Annotated in this window: 19 protein-coding genes; 4 read left to right on the top strand and 15 right to left on the bottom strand. The window is 37.4% G+C overall.

Annotation, left to right across the window (positions count from 1 at the left end):
* Positions 1 to 231 precede the first annotated feature (231 nt).
* Positions 232 to 1,434 (bottom strand): MFS transporter, encoded by a 1,203-nt coding sequence (locus tag KI375_RS03535; RefSeq protein ID WP_212972170.1) that lies wholly within the window; start codon positions 1,432 to 1,434, stop codon positions 232 to 234.
* Between the two features lie 412 nt (positions 1,435 to 1,846).
* Here KI375_RS03535 and KI375_RS03530 point away from each other — a divergent pair, with 412 nt between their 5' ends.
* From KI375_RS03530 to KI375_RS03520, 3 genes are all read left to right on the top strand, one after another.
* Positions 1,847 to 2,533: a TerC family protein gene (locus KI375_RS03530; RefSeq protein WP_212972169.1), complete on the top strand. Its 687-nt coding sequence runs from the start codon at positions 1,847 to 1,849 to the stop codon at positions 2,531 to 2,533.
* A 162-nt stretch (positions 2,534 to 2,695) separates the two neighbouring features.
* Entirely contained in the window at positions 2,696 to 4,483 is a 1,788-nt protein-coding gene (locus KI375_RS03525) for a cation:proton antiporter (protein WP_212972168.1), read from the top strand.
* 104 nt (positions 4,484 to 4,587) lie between these two features.
* Positions 4,588 to 4,968, top strand: coding sequence for a hypothetical protein (locus KI375_RS03520; protein ID WP_212972167.1), 381 nt, complete (start codon positions 4,588 to 4,590; stop codon positions 4,966 to 4,968).
* 133 nt (positions 4,969 to 5,101) lie between these two features.
* Here KI375_RS03520 and KI375_RS03515 read toward each other — a convergent pair whose 3' ends face one another.
* From KI375_RS03515 to KI375_RS03475, 9 genes are all read right to left on the bottom strand, one after another.
* A complete protein-coding gene (locus tag KI375_RS03515; RefSeq protein WP_212972166.1) occupies positions 5,102 to 5,806 on the bottom strand; it encodes a hypothetical protein in 705 nt (234 codons plus the stop codon).
* Positions 5,803 to 6,606: an ATP-binding cassette domain-containing protein gene (locus tag KI375_RS03510; RefSeq protein ID WP_212972165.1), complete on the bottom strand. Its 804-nt coding sequence runs from the start codon at positions 6,604 to 6,606 to the stop codon at positions 5,803 to 5,805. Before KI375_RS03510 ends, KI375_RS03515 begins: the two co-directional genes overlap by 4 nt.
* A gap of 20 nt (positions 6,607 to 6,626) precedes the next feature.
* Positions 6,627 to 7,703, bottom strand: a complete 1,077-nt coding sequence (locus KI375_RS03505; protein ID WP_212972164.1) for a helix-turn-helix domain-containing protein — start codon at positions 7,701 to 7,703, stop codon at positions 6,627 to 6,629.
* A 197-nt stretch (positions 7,704 to 7,900) separates the two neighbouring features.
* On the bottom strand, positions 7,901 to 9,067 hold the full coding sequence (locus KI375_RS03500) for a TraB/GumN family protein (RefSeq protein WP_212972163.1): 1,167 nt from the start codon (positions 9,065 to 9,067) through the stop codon (positions 7,901 to 7,903).
* Between the two features lie 290 nt (positions 9,068 to 9,357).
* The gene (locus KI375_RS03495) at positions 9,358 to 9,792 is read right to left on the bottom strand and encodes a VOC family protein (protein WP_212972162.1); all 435 of its coding nucleotides are present in this window, start codon (positions 9,790 to 9,792) and stop codon (positions 9,358 to 9,360) included.
* A 523-nt stretch (positions 9,793 to 10,315) separates the two neighbouring features.
* Complete coding sequence (locus tag KI375_RS03490) at positions 10,316 to 11,296, bottom strand: SPFH domain-containing protein (RefSeq protein ID WP_212972161.1); 981 nt, start codon at positions 11,294 to 11,296, stop codon at positions 10,316 to 10,318.
* Positions 11,297 to 11,338: 42 nt separating this feature from the next.
* Positions 11,339 to 12,127 (bottom strand): TPM domain-containing protein, encoded by a 789-nt coding sequence (locus KI375_RS03485; RefSeq protein WP_244852283.1) that lies wholly within the window; start codon positions 12,125 to 12,127, stop codon positions 11,339 to 11,341.
* Positions 12,124 to 13,152 (bottom strand): TFIIB-type zinc ribbon-containing protein, encoded by a 1,029-nt coding sequence (locus KI375_RS03480; protein ID WP_212972160.1) that lies wholly within the window; start codon positions 13,150 to 13,152, stop codon positions 12,124 to 12,126. The genes KI375_RS03485 and KI375_RS03480 overlap by 4 nt, the downstream gene beginning before the upstream one ends.
* A gap of 66 nt (positions 13,153 to 13,218) precedes the next feature.
* On the bottom strand, positions 13,219 to 13,899 hold the full coding sequence (locus KI375_RS03475; RefSeq protein ID WP_207449592.1) for a PspA/IM30 family protein: 681 nt from the start codon (positions 13,897 to 13,899) through the stop codon (positions 13,219 to 13,221).
* Between the two features lie 140 nt (positions 13,900 to 14,039).
* Between KI375_RS03475 and KI375_RS03470 the strand changes: the two genes are divergently transcribed.
* Positions 14,040 to 14,951, top strand: a complete 912-nt coding sequence (locus tag KI375_RS03470) for a DUF4349 domain-containing protein (RefSeq protein ID WP_212972159.1) — start codon at positions 14,040 to 14,042, stop codon at positions 14,949 to 14,951.
* A gap of 234 nt (positions 14,952 to 15,185) precedes the next feature.
* Here KI375_RS03470 and KI375_RS03465 read toward each other — a convergent pair whose 3' ends face one another.
* From KI375_RS03465 to KI375_RS03445, 5 genes are all read right to left on the bottom strand, one after another.
* Positions 15,186 to 16,649, bottom strand: a complete 1,464-nt coding sequence (locus KI375_RS03465) for an amidase family protein (protein ID WP_212972158.1) — start codon at positions 16,647 to 16,649, stop codon at positions 15,186 to 15,188.
* Between the two features lie 51 nt (positions 16,650 to 16,700).
* Positions 16,701 to 17,483 carry an ABC transporter permease gene (locus tag KI375_RS03460; RefSeq protein ID WP_212972157.1) on the bottom strand — a complete coding sequence of 261 codons (783 nt, stop codon included), beginning with the start codon at positions 17,481 to 17,483 and terminating at the stop codon, positions 16,701 to 16,703.
* 5 nt (positions 17,484 to 17,488) lie between these two features.
* Positions 17,489 to 18,292 carry an ABC transporter permease gene (locus tag KI375_RS03455; RefSeq protein ID WP_212972156.1) on the bottom strand — a complete coding sequence of 268 codons (804 nt, stop codon included), beginning with the start codon at positions 18,290 to 18,292 and terminating at the stop codon, positions 17,489 to 17,491.
* Positions 18,289 to 19,266, bottom strand: a complete 978-nt coding sequence (locus tag KI375_RS03450) for an ABC transporter ATP-binding protein (RefSeq protein WP_212972155.1) — start codon at positions 19,264 to 19,266, stop codon at positions 18,289 to 18,291. The genes KI375_RS03455 and KI375_RS03450 overlap by 4 nt, the downstream gene beginning before the upstream one ends.
* A 139-nt stretch (positions 19,267 to 19,405) precedes the next feature.
* Positions 19,406 to 20,608 carry an MFS transporter gene (locus KI375_RS03445; protein WP_212972154.1) on the bottom strand — a complete coding sequence of 401 codons (1,203 nt, stop codon included), beginning with the start codon at positions 20,606 to 20,608 and terminating at the stop codon, positions 19,406 to 19,408.
* Between the last annotated feature and the right edge of the window lie 196 nt (positions 20,609 to 20,804).

Below are 20,804 nucleotides of genomic sequence, written 5' to 3'. Positions count from 1 at the left end.
CATTTATATATAATTATGCTATTAGTTTACCATAATATTAATCTAAGAAGGGGTAGATTTCCTGTAATAATAAAAGACCCTACCATCAAAGTAAGGTCTTTCACATTTACAATCATCATTGCTAATGATTTTATTCCGACTTAACGGGCAGTAAAGCCTTCACCTCAAGGCTTTAGAGAGCTAACAATCAATGGGGATAGAACGAACCTCATTGATTCAAGTTTCACTTTATCAAACTGTACTTTTTTCATCTATTCCCTGTGATTTGTTTTTAAGATAAAAAATAATTCCCATTAAACTAACTAAAATAAAAGCAAATCCAGCTAATGTCCACAAAGTAACAGAAATAGCAAAGCGGTCGATTAATTCACCAACAAGCTTTGGCAAGATCGCCCCGCCTAGTCCACCTAGCGCGACTAACAGACTTGTTGTCCTCTCTTCGTGTCCTTGAGAGGCATCATTAATAATAAGCAATCCAATTGAGAAAATGCCGCCCATTAATAACCCGGTAACAAAAATTGCGCCATAACTAATCCAAATTGATGGAGATAACGCAAAAACAACCAAACCGATAAATTCTCCGATACAACTAACTACAAATAGCTTTGTATAACCGATTCTGTCGACAATAAATGTCATAAACATGCGCCCAATAGTCATGGCTAGCCAAAAAACAGTTATACTTAAGGCTAAAGAGGATGCATCTAATTGTGTTGTTTTATGGAGGATGGTCGGTAAATAGTTCGGTAAAACCATTTCAGTCCCAACATACACGAAGAAAAATACAGCCCCAATGGTTACAATTGGAATTTGTCTTCGAGTATACCGAAGTTTTTCAGGTTTCTTTCCATTTTCATCTACAGGTTTGGGCTGCTTTTTTAAAACAGAATCCATTTCTCCAAAAGAAGAAAATAACCAAAACAGCAATGCAATCGTTGTCACACACGCGACAAATGAAAAGGAAAAATTCCATATATTCCTGGAAATTAAAAAGGCTGAAATAACTGGGATCAATAAAGCCCCAACCCCAAAGAATACTTCAACGAGTATTAGTGTGGACGCCTTTTTTTCTTTTAGATGTGCAACGATTAACGCAGCAACAACCGTTTCTCCAATTCCAATCCCAGCCCCAGCAAATGGTGCAACAAGTAATAGTAAATTCCAATTTGGAAGTAACCCAAAGATAAATTGAGCAACCGCAAATGAGAAGAGGGCGATGGATAATGTGATTCGTCTACCTAACCCTCTTACTAAAAAAGGTGCGACGAGGACCCCGACTAAAAATCCTAAAAATTGATTCATAATCAATTGTCCGCCATCTCCATATTGGATTCCATATGATGCCACCATTGGTTCGAGGATCGTGCCAATAATAATATGACCAAAACCATTCAAGCAATAAATAAGGCAAGCAATCCAAATAAACTTTTTCATTCTATAATTCTCCTATGTATACCAAATTCTCATGGTTTAATATGCACCCACACCATGTTATCAGGAATCTTCAATAAGGTCTAATCCTTTTCATAAAAATAAAAACTTTTAAAGGATGTTCAAAAAGTCCGGTAAAAATGACATTGCGAGATTAATGATCTTCGACTAAGTACCGACACGTCCTGTGTCGAACGTCGAAGTCACCACATCGTGTGGAAGTTCGTTGGCTTGCTTCTCCGCTGCTCATGTATCTAAATGCATACATTCCGCTGCTCGAAGCTGCGCCGCCTCGAATTTCTTGGTCCTTTTTATCCTCCTTTTTGAACACGCATTTTTATAAAATAATCATTATGTTTAATGAATGCGATATTCTTGCATACAGATAATGGAAAAGAGAAAAAGAGGATTTGTAATGAATGAGATTATAAAGGTATTTTTAATTACATTTATAAGTGATTTGGACAACTTATTAATTTTAGGAGCGATCATCCGAAAACATCCTCAGATCAACATAGTCTTGCCTGCGGCTGTGGTACTTACTTGCACGCGAGCGGTGTATATTGTGGTGATGGATACCCTGCTTACCATTCCAGTCATCCATTTAATCATGGGCGTGATTCTGCTATTTGTTGCTTTTAGTCTTGTCACAAAGTCATTTGCTGAACAAACCAACATCCCCCCACTAAATCGCTCTATTTCCGTAAAGGTGAAAGTATTATCATTGCTAGCTGCTACAGATTTTTTAATCTGTTTAGATAGTGTGATCGTCATTTCCGAAATCTCGCAAAACATGTCAATGGCTTTAGTTGGGATTTTTTTAAGTTTAGTTATTTCCCTGTTCTTTTTACCAGTGATTATCAAAATCGCAACAAAATTTGCATGGGTCAATATTATAGCAGGAGCCTTTATTGCCCAAACAGCGGTTGTCGGTATAATTGGAGATCCATGGTTAAAAGGATGGATATTGTCAATCAATAGCTATTTGCCAAAAGTGAACCTAATTCATGTTTCTGCTAATATTGTGATCGTTCTAGTGATTCTAGTTGGCTGTTATTCCTATATAAAAGGTAATCGTCACAATTTTTTCAAAATAAAGTGAAGCTTCGATCAATTAAGCTTTCCCCATGCTCAGCTTATTCTCCTTATTGCCAAATCACACAAATGGCCTTGTTATTGTGAATGAATAGGTCAGTTTGGTACACTATACCTTATAACAAAAGAGACGGGTTTTATAACCCATCAGACCTAAGAGGTGAGTGATTTGGAGCAAACAGCCCTAATTAGTATTGTGATTATTCTTGGAATTGGGATCTTCTCTCAGTGGCTAGCATGGAGGATTCAATGGCCATCTATCGTGATTATGTCGATAGCAGGCATTTTGATTGGACCTGTATTTGGATTTATAAATCCCCAAGAGGCTTTAGGAGGCCTATATAGTCCCCTCATTTCCTTAGCTGTTGCGATTATTTTATTTGAAGGCAGCTCAAGTCTTGATATTCGAGAAATTAAAGGTATCTCAAAATCGGTGTTTCGGATTGTGACAGGGGCAGCCTTTTTAGCGTGGATTGGAGGTTCATTAGCCGCCCATTTCATTGCTGGCTTAGATCTAGCCATCGCGTTTATCATTGGTGGATTATTTGTTGTGACAGGACCTACCGTGATCATTCCGCTTTTGAGAAATGCAAAATTAAAACCACGAACGGCTGCCGTACTGAAGTGGGAAGGAATTATCGTTGACCCGGCCGGCCCTCTTCTTGCGCTATTCGCTTATCAAGTCATCAAGGTATTAACAAATGAAAGTTTATCAGCGTCCTACTTGTTAAACTTCTTTCTTGGTGCTTTATTTGCAATTCTTCTCGGCTACATAATCGGTCTCCTTGTCGGATATATGGTTAGTAAAGGACTGTTTCCCGAATATTTAAAGTCGCCGATCATTTTGTCATTTGTACTTATTTGCTTCACAATCGGTGAGGTTGTTATGCATGAAACAGGGATGCTTGCTGTAACCGTAATGGGACTTGCACTTGGCCGGACGAAGAAATATGTTTCATCGATTGGCAATGTCGGCCATTTTGTTGAGAATATTTCTGTTCTTTTGACCTCGACTGTGTTTATTTTACTAACTTCTTCTCTAACACGAGAAACCATCGCGGAAGTGTTTACTTTGCCTATTATTGGTTTTGTCATAGCGATGTTATTTCTAGTACGCCCTTTATCGATTTGGATTTCTACGATTGGGACAGAATTGACGCTTCAGGAAAAAACATTAATTGGTTGGATTGCGCCAAGAGGAATTGTCGCCTTAACAGTGTCAGGGTATTTTGCGTCGATATTATTGGAGGATGGCTATCAAGACGCCTCTCTTTTAACTGCGCTTACGTTTGCGCTTGTGTTCATTACAGTTTGTGTTCACGGTTTTTCTTTAGGACCTTTAGCTAAAAAGTTAGGACTTGCTAGCAATGAGCCCCCTGGAATCTTAATGATTGGAGCAAGTAGTTTTGCTATTTCCCTTGCCCATTATTTTAAAAAGATGGGAATTCCTGTGCTGATTATTGATTCCTCTCATGAACGTTTGCAACCGGCTGCTGATAAAGATATTGCTACTTTTCAAGGGGAAATTCTTGCTGAACATACTCAATTTGAAATTGATTTAACCCCATATGAAACGATTCTGGCGATGACGGGTGATGCTGCCTATAATGCATTAGTAAGCCAATCCTATGCTCCTGAATTCGGATTTAATAACACTTTTGCTTTACCAGTAAGGTCCAAGAATAGCGCGAAACAAATGCCGATTTCAACTGCCATGAAAGCTCATTTGCTATTCTCGGAGGAAGCTGTGTTTGCAGAACTGAATCGAAAAATCAATACCGGCTATCACATTAAAGCGATTGAAATCGATAAAAAAGGAACAATTGAAAAGGATGGAATATCTGAAGATGTCACACCTTTATTCATAAAGAAAAAGAATGAATCTATTGTATTTGTGACAATGAAACAAAAATTAACATTTGATGAAGGGGATCAATTGATTTGCTTAACAAGGTAAAAAACTATATGAGCATGTTTAGCAACGAACACAGCAAAACAAACTGAAACTATTTGGTTTTACACACGTCTATATTTATGAATAAGTTATGGTACGCTATTTAGATGAGGAAAAGCAACACGGGAGGGATAATTATTGAGAAAAGGTTATGGATATTTTTTTCGATAGTTCTAATTTATGGCTGTGATAACAATGAGTTATCAAACGGTATCTCTGAAAGTTTTGCTTATGAAAAGTCCATCTTTTTCCAAGGAAACGTTTATGTTGCCCAAGATATACAAGTAGAAAAGGTTGATAAAAAAATTGGTACTATCAAGTATCATTCTACTAAGGAGGAAGATTCTACAGACGAGAATTTTTCTAATTATTATGAAGTAGGAACAGATATCTTTAAAATTTCTAATATTGATACAACAGAAGCAATTGCTATTGAGGTTTCAAATGGATACTATATAAAAGCTATAAATGAGGAAAATATTAAATAAAAGGAACAATTGAGGAGTTTTTAACACTAAAGCAAAAATTGCTTTTGATGAAGAGGATCAATTGATTGTGTTAATTAAAGATTAGTCCCCCACTCTCCTACTAAAGAAATTCATTAGTAGGAGAGCCTTACTTTTACCTCTCCTTTCTCAAAAATAACTGAGTGACGATCACAAAGCCTAAGATGAGATAGACCATTCCCCATATACTGACAAAGAGAATTTCATTATTTAATATAATTTCATCTCCTTCTTGAAAATAAGATATCAGTTTTCCAATTGGAGGAAATAAATAAAGCGGCCATTTCAAAATAGTCAGCCTTTCTATCATTCCTTCTGAAACAATTGTGATGATATTGACAAGCATGGCCGCTAACCAGGAATACTTTTTTTGTGCGAATCCAGTTGCACTAAAAAGACTGCCAACAAAAATACCAGATAGGGCCAAGTAAAAATGCCCATACAAAGTGAAGCCAAAATGGATGGGCGTAACTGGCAGTTTAAAAGCTTGGATAAGAATAGGATAAAAAATCGCAAAAATAAGCAGCGGTATAACCACGAGAAGGCAAATACACCATTTTCCACAAAGATAACGGAGCTTACTAGATAATTGAACAAATAAAAGCTGTTTTTCACTTTCATTTTCTAACGAGAAGATCCCCATTGTAATCCAGGTTGAAATAAATAATAACGTTATACTTGTAACGGCGTAACTACTCAATATCGGGACCCCTTGATAGGTATAAAAGACGAATACCCATATGAAGTAAACGACAACAGGTGGGATCCATTTTAAAGAGCGAAAATAACTTAGCAATTGGTAAATAAAAAATCCTTTCATCTTTCCCCCTCTTCCCACACTTCTAAAATAGAGCATTGGTTGTTTAGTAGATGAAGTAATAATGGATCACTTTGGTCAGAATTAGCGGAGAGAATAGCCGTTTTTTCGTTACGATTATGTGTGACCACCTGGAGATTCTGTAAAATATCTACACTCGTGTATTTAAATTTTATTTGTTTCTTCCTGCTCTTTATATTGGATTTAGCGAACCCACCTGCCTCAAGGTGATAATGTTCATCAGCAAGCTTTTCGATTAACGGATTTTCATGGGCTGTAAAGATGATCATGCTATTTCTTTTCTGCTTTTCCAGCAACTGTGTTAAAACCTGCTGTGATTTCTGATCTAACCCAGTAAGTGGTTCATCTAAAAGTAATATATCTGGCTTGCTAATGAGTGCTTGAATAATCCCGACCTTTTGCTTGGTCCCTTTTGAACATTGTTTAAGTGATGTATTCAGAAAAGCTTCTATAGAAAATAATTGGATATATGCCTTTAACTCATTTTTTGAATGGCCATGAAAATCCGCAACCATTGAAAGATATTCTTTGACTCGGAAAGGCAATCCTTCTGGAAAATGTTCAGGCATATACCCAATTCTATTCGTACCTCGATTTAAAGCTCCATGTGTTGGTTGATAGATTCCTGCTAACAATTTTAGTAAGGTGCTTTTTCCCGATCCATTGCGTCCACGGATGAAAAACGCCTTATTTCCTTGCAAACAGAAGGAAACTCGCTTTAAAATGGTTTGCCCGTCTATTATTTTACTTATATTTCTTGCTTCGATTATAGGGCCCTCCATCGATTAACCTCCCCTTGTCTTCACTTCATTTTATTTATCAGTTTAATATATTGTGAATCTCCGTAGCCGATTGTTGGGAAAAGCTCAAATAACCTATTCACTAATGTTGATGTTGGTAACTCTTTATGCTGAGAGATATACTTTACGACTACATTATTTTCTTTGAGCATCTCCAAATAAATATCTACTGCCTGGTACATGACCGGAAGTAGTTGAGTTGCTGGTTTTTTATGATTTATCAATACCTCTTTGTATACTGAGGCATAGTTGCCTAATTGAAGTTCCGTCTGGCTTACTTTGAATTCATCCTCTCTGAAGCTATTTAAAAACACTTTTCCCGAATATCCGGACTGTTCAAGATAGGAAAGAATTGTAAGTAAATTCATTTGACAAAACATATCTTCGCCAAACCATAAAACGACATATGTATATGATTTATTAAAAAGGTTGTCTAATGGATCTATAACCTTTTCAATATAATTTTCAACGGACTCGCAATGTCCCGCGGCTCGAGTTTTTATAAAATCTTGTTCAAAAACTTGTTCAGTCGTCGCATTTTCACACATCGCTTCATTAAAAGGGGCGTAATCAGAATCTCCCATTAGTTTATGATCTTTAAATTCCTCATACATACATTGACCATTCAATATATTAAGTACGTCTTTGTCAAACAACTCACTTTTCTTATTTTGTAACTGTTCAACTTCAACTTTTTTAGAAATATTCATTCTACACCATTCCTCATCTTTATTAATAGTAAGTTTAATAAACGATTGAACAGGCTTCTTATTAAGTTGAAATTCTTTTGGATTTATACCAAAGACGGATTTAAAAGCTCTACTATATGCTTCTTGCGAAGAATAACCGTAATCAACTGCTATATCAATAATCTTCCTATCATTTGCCAAATCCTTTGTAGATAAGTACAATCTTCTGAGTAGAATATAGCGCCTTATACTGATACCTGTCACTTGGTGAAATTTAAAAGAACAATAATATGGAGAATATCCCATATAGTTAGATAATTCCTCTAATGAAAATTCACTTTTTAAATGCTTTTCAATCCAATCAACCATAAGCTGCATATGTTCATTCATTTACCTCACTCCCAAATAAAATTATAAGAGGTATTAATGTCTTTTATTTGATATTACTTGCGATATGTAATCGCATCCTGTGAATCTCTCGGGGCTAGGCGCTGGAGCTGGATGTCGACCATGACATAAGCAAGCTATACACACTCCATAAAGCATAACAAAGGCCCGGAATTATTTCCGAGCCAACTTGGTGGAACCTATATATGCTTAAAGAATAATCGGATGACATCTGCTCCACCAACAAAGGTCCCAATTGAACTTCCAAGATTTGCTAGTATGACAACTAGTAGGACCCGGGTAACTTTATTATTCCAAAATCCTTTTACATGAAAGACATCTTCTGAAAGAGTTTCAAAGTCCCTTACATTAGGACGCCGAAAATAAGCTTGGACGATTCCAGCGAACCAGCCGGCTGCAAGTAGCGGAGTTAATGAAGTGATGGGCGCCGCAATAAAAGCTGTGACAATCGCAAGCGGATGTCCAAAAGCAATCGCTGCTCCAATCCCCGCTAATGTGCCATTCCACAGAAACCAACTAATGGTTTGCTGTAAACCAGCTGATGGGTTGGCAATAAAGGTATAGAGAATAACTGCTAAAATCAAGACTGGAATCGACCAACCAATAATCTTAGGAGCTTTTGATTTGGGAGGCAGCTTCGTTAACTCCTTCAAATCATGCTCTTTTTCAATTTCTTTTGTAATCCCAGGGACATGGGCCGCACCGAGTACAGCGACTACTTTGTCTCCCGGTGCATCTTTAATCTTCTGCGCTAAATACTGATCCCGTTCATCAATCAATGGTGTTTTTAATTTCGGAAAGGCTTGGGTAAACTCTTGAAGCATCGAATCAATCATATCTTGCGACTTCATTTTTTCTAGGTCTTCTTCTGTTATTGTTTCGCGACTAAAAATACTGGCGATCACTTGTGTAAGAAGCATCGCTTTCCCTTTGAAGCCGACATTTCCCCATATCCGTGAAAACGTAATTTGGATATTTCGATCTGCTAATACAAGCTTGGCCTCAGTCTCTTTAGCTGATTCAATTCCTTGGATCATTTCTTGACCAGGATGGATATCAAATTGCTTGGCCATTCTTCTTTGAAAAGAAGAAATCGCTAAATTCATTAAAAGCAAAGATGCCTTTTTATCCTTAATGACTTGGAAAATATCCATATCCTTCCACTTGTTTCCATCTGTAATCGATTTGTATCGTCCTTCATCTAGTTCAATACAAACAGCATCTGGCTTTTCACTTTCAATCACTTCTTTTACAAGCTCGGCACTACTTTTAGAAACATGAGCTGTTCCAATCAATATGTATTCTTTATCATTTAGATGAATTCTTGTAATATTTTCCTCCGTCATTCTCATACCCCTTTAGACTAGGACTAGGTCACTTATTCATAATACTATAATAAACCACTTAAGGACAGGATGAAAGTTAAGCGTTCACTAAAAAAAGACTAAATTATTAAGAAAAGTGCAAGCTCCATTTTGCATTCATTTCAACAATAGATAGTTAAAACCACAAAGATGCTTTTTGAGCAAGCATCCCTGTGGTTTATAGTGTTCAAAGGTGAGTACTATTAATTTTTTTGCATGGGAACTATTTCGGTATTCGTTCAGAATTATCTTGTGCTTTAGGCACTATATGTTTATTCAAAATCTTTACTTAAAATATCAATACGTTCCTCAAAAGATACTTCTCGGTGGATTTCATGTAACATCCATACATAGCCATTGCTATCAGAAAACATGGCATTTGATATGCCCATTTCTTCCATCCTGGTGATGGGCTGAATTTCCGTTGCATGAGCGGACAGAGCTTTTTCATATGTCTCTCGGATATTTGGGACGACGATATTAAACCAAAATGATTGTGTGTTTCCTTCTTTAGGCGCAAATAATTGATATTGAGGATTTTCATCAAGCATATGGAAACGCGTGCCATAGATAGTGAATACAGCTTCGTTATTCCCTACCTTAAAATTTGTCTCCTCCACTACAGCTACTTCAAAAATAGATTTGTACTGCTCAAGTGCAGCTTTACTATCTTTTACAACAAAATCAAATTCCACTCCATTAACCATCTGATCACACTCCTATGTACAGATTTTTCATCACTTAAACGAATTAAGGGGAGCTTAAAGCAAGTTCAAAAATTCGTATTGCTACATTTATTGGCTTTAATATATATTTTGATACATGACTGAATATTACGTTTTTACTAGTGCAGTTAATCCTTAGTTAATGGACTAGTTTTTCCTCTTAAAAATTCCTCTAAATTTGGAGATTGATTATACTTAATTGCAGCTATTTTGTCTTTTTCCAAAATTACCTTTGATAAGTCAATATTATTTATACTTGCGATTGCAACGGTATAATGTATAACATCGGCTAATTCTTTTTCTAAGGAAGATCCCCCCTGTGTTTGATTTTCGGCCTTCTAACTGATTTAAGACTTCAGCTACCTCACCAATTTCTTCTACCAGCTTCATAAATAACCCGGTTGACGATCGGTCTTCTTTATATTTGAAAGCTAAATAGTGTTATAATCCTTCCATTGTTAACTTGCCCATGATTTCCCCCTGTTTAATAACAATTCGTGCCCCTTTACTTGACTAATTTTTGACCACAGTTGGAACAAAAATTGCCACCATCCGTTTTTGTTCCACAATTCGGACAGAAATTAGGAATTGTTCCATCATTGTCCCCAGAATTTGCAGGGGCTGATTTTGACGGTTCTTCCTTTTGGTCCATATTTTTCATCATTTCCTTTGCCATTCCCATGCCCATCATCATGCCAGCCATATCAGAGGCCGCGCCTCCTCCCTTTACTTTTCCAGAGGCAATTCCATCTGTCATGGAAGCTTGCTGATAACGACTCATGTCGCCAATCATTCCATGGGAGGCATTTTTAGTAATCATATCTTGGACTTCTTTTGGATAATTGAAGCTCATAATATTAAAGCCCGTAATCGTCATGCCACTATCCAAAATCTGCATATCCAAATCTTCTTGGATCCCTTTGGCAATCTCAAAAGCATTGGCTTGCAGGTTAAACATATCCTTTCCTTCACGGGTAATCCACTTCATTAAAAGTTGATCAAGGATAGCAGTAATCCTAATTTTCACATCTTCTACTAAATAACGATCTTTCACTCCAGCAATCTTATCCATAAGCGCAATATAGTCATTCACTTTAAATTGGAAGGTTCCATTCGCACGAATGGGCATACCACCTGGTAACTGGGGAGTAGGAATATTAATCGCATTTTTCGTTCCCCATTTAACCGTAAATTCCTTCGTATTAACAAATAAGACCTCTACTCGCAGTCCACTATTAAAACCAAATTTAAAGCCTTTTAATGTGGAAAGAAAGGGAATAATTTGCGACTCAATATTATAATCGCCTTCTTCTTCAAAGATCCCTTCCAATCTTCCATTATTGAAAAAGACAGCATCCTGGCCAGGACGAATAATCAGTCGACTGCCTTTTTTAATTTCGCTATTATTCCATTTCCAAAAGATCATATCATCTCGAAATTCTTCCCATTCGATCACATTAGCAAATTGATTTTTAAAAAAACTCATTATGCATCCTCCCTTGTATCATTCAATGGTCTTTGTTAAACGCTAAAAACTGCCTCTACTCCCACTATGAGAGTGGCCGCCACCGGTTCTTCCACCGCCGCCACCTGATCGGCTACTACTATTATTTTCAGGTTTCCGCCGTTTTGTTGTGGTCGTTCTAATATACTGATCCCGTTTGTTAACTACACGTGAGGTACTTGAATTTTCGTACGTTTTATTATTAATGGTCACCCTTCCGCCGGAATTATAAGCCATTCCTCCGACAATGAATGCCCCTAGTCCAATCGATACAGCTGCTTGAAACCATAATTGAAACAGGACATTATTTGGACTAAGTCCAAAACGAATCCCCATATATTCATCAGCGGTTACAATGAACGTTTCGAAGGCGTCATAATAGTTTTCGTTCGACATGGCTGGAGTGATTTTCTCACGAATTAAATCAAGCCGGTCATCACCCAATAATTTCTCTGCCTTGTAAAATCCAGCTAAATAAATATCTCTTTCCTGCATATCAACCGTTAAAATCGCCGTATTTCCATGCGCCTTATCATAGCCAAGCCCTTTTTCATCATAAAAGTCTTGCATATAGGGAATGATATCTTTTCCCTTTGTATCATTTGTTGTGAGAATAATAAAATCTGTTTCTCTTTTGACACTATATTCTTCCGCAAGTGCTTCTAACTTTTCGGTTTCTGGCTCTGACAACAATCCTGCATCATCATAGATTCTTTGTTTCGTTGGAGAAGCAGCCATAACAGGACTAGTAAAAAGTAGGATACATAGAGAAAATAACGTAAAAAGTGTGATTAAAACACCTGTTCTTTTCACCAAAGCCCGCCCCCTAACAACAAGGAAATCAACTTCAGGGTGATAAAGCTTCCTCCAGCTATCCCACCAAACCAACCTGCTATCTTACCATAACTAATTGGCGGTTTCCCAACAATTTTTCCTGTTTGCCCATTCATCGCAAAAGTATGCTCCGATTTGTCATAATCATAATAGACCATCCAAATAGGAAAAAGCACGTATGCACTTTGTTGTTTTTTAGTGTGGACATCTTTTGTTCGGTAACTTACAGAAGAGTATCCTCCCATTGTCGAGGAAATATAGGAATCGATAAATCCTTTTAGTCTATCTTTTACTCTAGGAAGCAATTCATCGTCATTATAATTATATTTTTCTGCAATATAGCCTGCTAGATATGGAGTTTTGAAAGCTTTTAAATCTTCATAATGAAAAGGCTCCAATTTATCCATGATTTGATCTGTCATTTTTTCAGAAGCATCTGCAGGAACCTTTATATAATCTAAATTAATTCTGCGCATAACATCGTAATATTTTGTTTCTGTATAAATATAATTTCCACGCGTATATTCCCTGACTCTTGTACCGGTTGCTTCCACATGAACCTTACTGTTTAAATCATACAACCAGAAAGGAACGTACATACCAGTAATGGCTTTAATACGATCTGCAGTCATAAACCCCTTTGGTGTTAAGCGTCCGTTTTTGCACCAAGTTTTGAAAGCTTTCATTGCTTCTTCTTTACTAATTTTGAAAGGAATGACCATCTTTGGAGCCAATACACCTGATAATCGATCTGCCAATACAACCCCAGCACCACAGAAACTGCAGGTTGTCGCAGTGGTGTCCGCATCAGTAAGAATGACAGCACCACAGTTTTTACAATGATATTCTTTCGCCTCATCTTCGGAAAAAGTTGTAAGAATATGTTCATCCGAAAAATTGTCTATATTATCTTTTCTGCCACAACTGGGACAAGATAAGGTCCCAGAGTCACTGTCGAAAACCATATCATCGCCACAATTGGGGCATTTATATTGAATGACCACTCATACTTCACCTCGCTGTTCCCTTTTCATTAGGAAAGCTGTAGCTTAAGCTACAGCTTTCGGAGTTTAGTCTTCCTTGTTTTTCATTTTCGCTTTTAAAGCAGCTAGCTCATCGTCTACCCCAGTATCTGTATCATATTTTGTCATTAGGTCGTCTATATCATCTTTTGGATTCGCATTAAGTTCAGCCATTGCATTTGCTTCATCTAACGCCTTGTTCACCTTTTCTTCCATTCTACCAAAAGCGGAAACAGAGTCATTCGCTCCTGTAATCGATGAACCAACTTTGTTTAATCGTTCTTGCGTTTTAGCAACCGCCATTTTTCCTTTAATCATAGTCCGGCGTGCTTCTAATTCTCCAATATCGGAGACAAGTTTATCATGCATTTCTCTCATCCGAAGCGTATTGGCAGAAGCCAGACTATAGGCAGACTGTAGCTCTCCTTGCTGGGATGTCAAATTTGCCTTTTTCTCTAAAAATTTTCGTGCATCCGTTTCATTATCTGCTTCTAACGCTTTTACTGCGTAGGTTTGCATCTTATCAATTTCTTGGATACATTCATCTAAAGCCCGTTTTGATCTTTTTTCTTCAGCCATGACAGATGCCGTTTCTGCCTTTACTTTCCCTAAATCACTTTTTAAATTCCTCATGTATTGATCAATCATTTTCTCAGGGTTCTCAGCCTTGTCTAAAAGTGCGTTAATGTTACTTGCCATTATATCTTTAAATCTAGATAAAATACTCATAATGGAACCTCCTGTTTTTTTGTATAGTATATATACTGCTTTCCCTCTTAAAAAGATTCACTTTTTTACAAAAATATGTATTTACAATTGTAACATTTCCATAATCAATACGTCCAATCATGGTAAAGGGGGCTATATCAATGAAAAAAATGATTTTTATCACTTGCTTATTGATTATATTATGTTTAGCTGCTTGTAGTTCAAATCAGTCAAAAGAAAGCAGTGATTCCGCTCATCTCCAAAAAAATGAAGCCAAAATGGAAAGTTCGAATAACGTTTCGAACGAAAGCGGTGTACTCGAAAATTTTGATAACAATCAAGCAAACGAAAGCGCTTCAGAAGAAGCAGATACGATCGCAGCAACAGATCGAATGGTGATTCATCAAGTGCAGTTGCAGGTTCGTGTTCAAAAGCTCGAACAAGCTCAAGCTTTGATTGAAAAGAGAGTCGAGCAATATGCAGGTTATATTGTTGAATCAAATATCTATCGGGAAAGTGAGACAGAAAAAGCAGGGCAGCTCGTTATTCGCATTCCTGATAAGGATTTTCAAACGTTTCTTCGTGATACAGAAGAGGAAGTTGCAGAGGTCTTGGAAAGAACCATTTCTGGTGAGGATGTCACAGAACAATATGTCGACTTAGAAGCGAGGTTACAATCTAAGCAAGTGGTCGAGAAAAGATTATTAAGTTTTTTAGAGGAGGCCAAAAAGACGGAGGATCTATTACAAATATCGAATGATTTAGCAAGTGTGCAAGAAGAAATTGAAACCATTACAGGTAAGATGAAGTTCTTGAAAAATCAAACAGATTATTCGACGATTACCATTTATATGACCGAAGACTCGATTCAAAAAATTGCCGAAAAACCATTAAATACATGGGAAAAGACAAAAAAGCAATTGGCAGCGAGCACTAATTTTCTCCTTGCCCTCGGATCTGGGATCATTGTCTTCTTAATTGGAAATCTTCCTATTTTTATCATCGCTTTATGTATCGGAGCAATCCTGTTTTATGTCATTAGAAGGCGTAAAAGGGTGAAAAAGGAAAGATAGTTTCAGAAAAAAACAAGAGGATTTCCCAAAAGTCGAAAATCTCCCAAAAGGCTCCATTGCTGCGGCATAGCTTCAGCTCATTCGCTGTGGGGGCTTCAACTGATGGTATTTCCGCAGGCGTGTCGCCATTTTTGGAGATTTTCTTAGTCTTTACTCGTAATAGAGAAGGAAAATTCTCCATTCTTTTTACGTTGTTGAGGCCTTATTGGACAGTCCCTTCGTTATTATTTATTACTAATCTTCCTTCAACATGGGTGTCTCTCTAGATTTTGTTGCCTGCTCAAAAGCATAAGCTATCTTTAGCAAGATCTCTTCGCTAAACGCCGTACCAGTAAACGATACGCCAAATGGCTCTCCATTCGGAGTGTATCCGACAGGGACAATAACTGTTGGATAACCTGCTTTTGCAGCGATCTCAGAGCCTCTGTCTCCTCCAAAAAAGATTGCATCTAAATTATGCTGTTTTAAAGTAAAATCGATACCTTGTTCTCGTGAAAGGTATTGATCCTTTTCCAAAGCGCTAATATATTCTTTTTCTAATAAAGTACCACTTGTATCTTCAGATTCCAGTAACAGCTTTTGGCCATATTTTAACATCGCCTTAGGATACCTGTAGTTAAAAGCAATCACATCAGCTAGTGAACGGATTTCGTTCAAAGGAGATGTTGCACGCAAATATGCATTTAGATCTGGTTTAAATTCATAATTTAAAACCTCATAACCCCATTTTTCATCAGCTGATGGAATAAGAATATCTTCCACAATTTCAGCTCCAAGCGCACATAAACACGCAATCGCCTTTTCTGTCATGTTTATTTTGTGCTTATTTAATCGATCAGAAAAAGGTTTTCCAGCAATTCCAATACGATAACCTTTTAGGCTTCTTGCTGTTAACAATTTAGCATAATCAATGCTTTTTTTTGAATTGGATAATGTAGCAGGATCGTTTTCGTCCACACCTGCGATTGCCGTCAGTACATGAGCCGCATCCTTCACAGTTCTCGCCATTGGCCCAGGTGTATCTTGAGTATGAGCAATCGGGATGATTCCTCTCCGGCTAACGAGGCCAACTGTCGGCTTAATCCCGACAAGGGAATTCTTTAAAGCTGGATTTAAGATCGATCCGGATGTCTCTGTTCCAATCGCTACAGCCGCAAAATTAGCAGCGATCGCTGCACCAGATCCAGAGCTAGACCCTCCGACATCAAATTCTCCATATGGATTTAATGTCTGCCCTCCTCTAGAACTATAACCGCTCGGCATCCCAACTCCCATAAAATTGGCCCATTCAGTCATGTTTGTTTTTCCCAGTAAAATCGCGCCAGCTTTGCGCAATTTAGCAGCAACGTACGAATCCTTTATAGCAACATGGCCGTCTAGTGCTAGAGAACCGGCAGTCGTATGCATTTTATCGCTAGTATCAATATTATCTTTCAATAAAATCGGAATTCCGTGTAATCTACTTCTTGGGCCTTTTTGAGTCCGTTCTGTATCTAATGCTGCTGCGATCTGCAATGCATCAGGATTCACCTCTAATACCGAACGAATGATTCCATCAAAATGGGATATTCGATACAAATACATATGTACAAGGGCGACAGATGTAATGTCACCTGAAGCTAATTTTTCCTGCATATCTTCAATCGTTGCTTCTATTAACCATTCATCATGCAATTTTTTCAATAGAGGATTTTCCATTTTTATTTCTCCGTTTCTACTATTATATTTACACATACTACTATTCGTTATTTAAGATCCTGTTGACCGATAATGGCGCACCCCTATATTCCACACGAATAAACATGGGAGAATAAAAATGATTCCCAGTACTGGAGCGAACATATGAAGATAGGCATGCCCTTCATGTTTATCCAAAAGAAATAATAAAGGAATATAATTGACACAGCCAAAAGGAATGACAAAAGTAAAGAACTTTGACAGCCATTTCTGATAAATATTTAATGGATATTGGGCCATCTCTCGCCCTCCATCTGTAAAAATATTGGTCACTTCTATTCCCTGGACAGTCCAAAAGCAAAAAGTAGCAGCAAGGATAAAAATCCCGGTAAAAATACAGATTCCACTACCAATCATCAGCATCAGGGTAAACACTTTAGCAAGCGTCCAATCAATCGGTAAAGCCTGGATCGCCCAAATAAGGACGATTAGACTTTGCACTAGACGGCCCATCCGTGTGAATTCAAACTGGGAGCCGATTACTTGAATAACAGTTCCACGTGGACGCACAAGCAATCGATCAAAGTTTCCTTCGCGGACAAGACTGGAAAAGGAGTCAAAACCGCGTGCAAAACACTCACTAATCGCAAAAGCCATATGAATAACGGCAAAGCAAAGTGCTACTTCGGCAAAGTTCCACCCTTTAATCTGTCCAAACCGTTCAAATAAAAAATATAAACCTGCAAAAACGGTGAACGGTGTAAAAAATTGCCCTAATGATAAAAGCCAAAAAGAAGTACGATATTGGAGCTGTGCTTTCCATAATACTTTTAAATATTTGAAATATAAGGTCAAATTTCTTACCCTCCCTGTACAACCACTCTTTTTAATGCTTTTTTCATTGAAAACTTACCAACGAAAAAAAGAATAGCAAGCCAAATTAATTGAATACAAATCCCTTCTATTGCCTCTCCTTGTGGAATATGTCCTGAATAAACACGGAACGGAAAATCGGCTGTCAAGCGAAAGGGAAGAATATAAGCAATTGTTTGCAGCCATTCAGGCATAAATGGAATCGGGATCGTTAAGCCCGCAAAAAAATCGCCAATAATGCCAAACATAAGTAACGAACCAGTTGGCGACATGGTGATAAATACAGAAATGTAAATCAACATGGAAATCGTGATGATTAAGAATAATCCTAAACATAAAGATAGCAAGAATAATAGAAAGGAAGTCCAATCCACAGGTAATGTCATTTTATAAGGTTGTGGTAATAGAAAAGCGACAATCAAAATCGGGAAGCTACGTAAAGCGGCGTTTGAGAGTCGTTGCGCTAATAATTTTGCATACCAAAAGCTATAAATATCACATGGTCTACACAATTCGTAGGCAATATTGCCAGTTGTAATTAATTCAAATAATTCGTTATCACGAAACCAAAGCATTACAAGACTAAAGAATAATTGCTGCAACCAAATATAGGTAATTAATTCCTTTAATGACATTGGTGGTGACTGGATAGCGTGTTCATAAAAAGCTTCAAAGATCATGATATACATGAAGCCCCAAAAGAATTGTGTAGCCACTCCAGCAAAAGCAGCGGTCCGATATTGCATGCCTGTTTGCAATTTCAAGCGCAAAACCGAAAAATAGGCATTCATAATTGATATTCCTCATACAATTGGACAATCAGATCCTCAATTGGCTGTTCTTTAATGGAGATATCTAAGATATTGACTTGTTCCGATAGTTTAGAAATGAACTGAGATATATTTGTTTTTTCTGCATCTAAAGAAAAGATAGCTTGTTCTATTTTTTGTGAGAGTAAAGTGGCCCCTGTAATCGTAATGGGCTGTGTTAATTTTTCATAATCAACCGTTACAATTTTATGTCCGCCATATCGTTTGCGTAACTCCTGCAATTTTCCATCATATAATAAACTCCCTTTTCCAATTAGAAGGACTCGATCTACTAATGCTTCAATATCATGCATATCATGGGTGGTTAACAGAATCGTTACTCCTTTTTCCTTATTAATCGTTTGAATAAATTTCCGAACAGCAATCTTTGAATGTGCATCAAGTCCAATCGTTGGTTCATCTAGAAATAAAATTTTGGGGCTGTGTAATAAGGAAGCAGCAATTTCACAGCGCATTCTCTGCCCTAAACTTAGCTGGCGTACAGGGGTATAAATGAGCTTCTCTAGATCAAGTGTTTCAATCAGTAAGGCGACATTGGCTTTATATTCTGGCTGAGGAATTTTGTAAATATCGCGTAGAAGTTCAAATGAATCGATCACTGGAACATCCCACCATAATTGAGATCTTTGTCCAAAAACAACACCGACATTTTTGACATAATGGACTCGATCTTCCCACGGGATATAATCCATAATTTGGCAGGAGCCTTGATCAGGCACCAAAATCCCACTCATGATTTTAATCGTTGTTGATTTTCCTGCTCCGTTTGGTCCAATATAACCAACAATTTCCCCAGGTTGAATCGAAAAAGAAATATCGTGAAGAGCATGAACAATAGTATGTTCACGATGAAAAAGCGCTTTCAAAGAATTCCCTAAACCATTCGAGCGTTTAGCGACTTTAAAAGACTTGGATAAACCTTCAATATGAATCAATCCATTTTCCCTCCTTTAGGCAGAATAGTCAGAGGAAAAGATAATATCATTCTATCAGCAGTTTGTCAATCTGTATTCATCAGAATTTTCTAGATAAAAGCAAGAAGAGCTGTCTCCACTCGACAGCCCCTCTTAAACCTTAATTAGCCAGGTTTTTGTTTCTATTTTTCGTTCGTATTAACAGATAAAGATATAAAACGATGGATAACATAACTGATCCAGCTGATGTCACATAGATCACGTTATAACCATATAGGAATGCAAGTTGTCCGAAGACCATCGCTCCAAGCCCTACCCCTAAATCAAAGAAGGAAAAGAAAGTGGCGTTGGCCATTCCTTTACGATTATTAGGAGATGAATCGATCGCCCATGCTTGTAGGGCTGGTTGAACACTCCCAAATCCCAACCCATAAAATCCCGCAGCAATTAGCATTACCGTTAGGTTGGGAAGCCATGATAAAAGGACCATTGCGATAAACACCAAAATCGTTCCAGGGAGAAATACATAAAGATGCCCTTTTTTATCATAGATTTTCCCAGCGAATGTACGTGAGAGCATTAGGAATAATGCGTACACAAGAAAATATACTTCAATCCCAGCAATACTTTTTTCAGCCGCATATAATGGAAGAAACGAAGCAATCCCACCAAATGAAACGGTGATGAAAAATAACAGCAACGATGGTTGAATTGCGGATTTTTCAAAAATATCGAATTTAGGTACAGCCGCTTTATTTGGTGACTCTTCTACTTGCTTATAGCGAATTCTAGTCGATAGTAACAAGGCAGCCAGTCCCATACCACCACAAATCAAAAATAGCTGTGAAAATGGGATCACACCAGCCAAGGTTAAACCTAAAGATGGCCCGAAGGCAAGTGCTAGATTCCCAGATAAGCCAAAATAGCCCATGCCCTCCCCACGTCGTTTCGGTGGAATTAAATCAGTGGCAATTGTCCCGCTCGCAGTAGTGGAGAATCCCCACCCTATTCCTTGAACAATACGCATAATTAACAACAAGGTAATACTGCCGATAAAGGAATAGGATCCTACAGATAAAACAAATATGCATAATCCAAACATATAAACAAAACGCCGGCCTTTTGATTCTAACGAATGTCCAGCGTACGGACGAAATAACAATGCTGAAAATGTAAAAATCCCAACAATAATGCCAATCATTTGATCACTGCCGCCTAACTCTTTAACAAAGATCGGCAGAGTGGGCAATGTCATTTGAAATCCAAGAAAAATGAAAAAATTAGCCAAGCAAATTAAAACAAAATCTCTTGTCCAAATTTTTTCTTTTATCTCAACCTCTTGAATTTTTCCTTGTGAATCCATTTTAATATCCCTTTCTTCCATCAAAATGTCCTACGATCGCTTATTTCTATCCAATGTAGGAAATTCAATTATCCTCATATTCTATCTTTAGTGTCTCGAAATAACTCTCCTACTATATCATAAGAAACGAATTAATGTCTAGTTTATCCAATAAGGAACAGATGTCTAAAGCTTAAAAACAAACTTTAGACATCTG

It is taken from the genome of Bacillus sp. J14TS2, assembly GCF_018333015.1.
Classification (GTDB): domain Bacteria; phylum Bacillota; class Bacilli; order Bacillales; family Bacillaceae_C; genus Lederbergia.
Note: the sequence above shows the minus strand (reverse complement) of the source record. Positions and strands in the feature narration are given on the sequence as shown.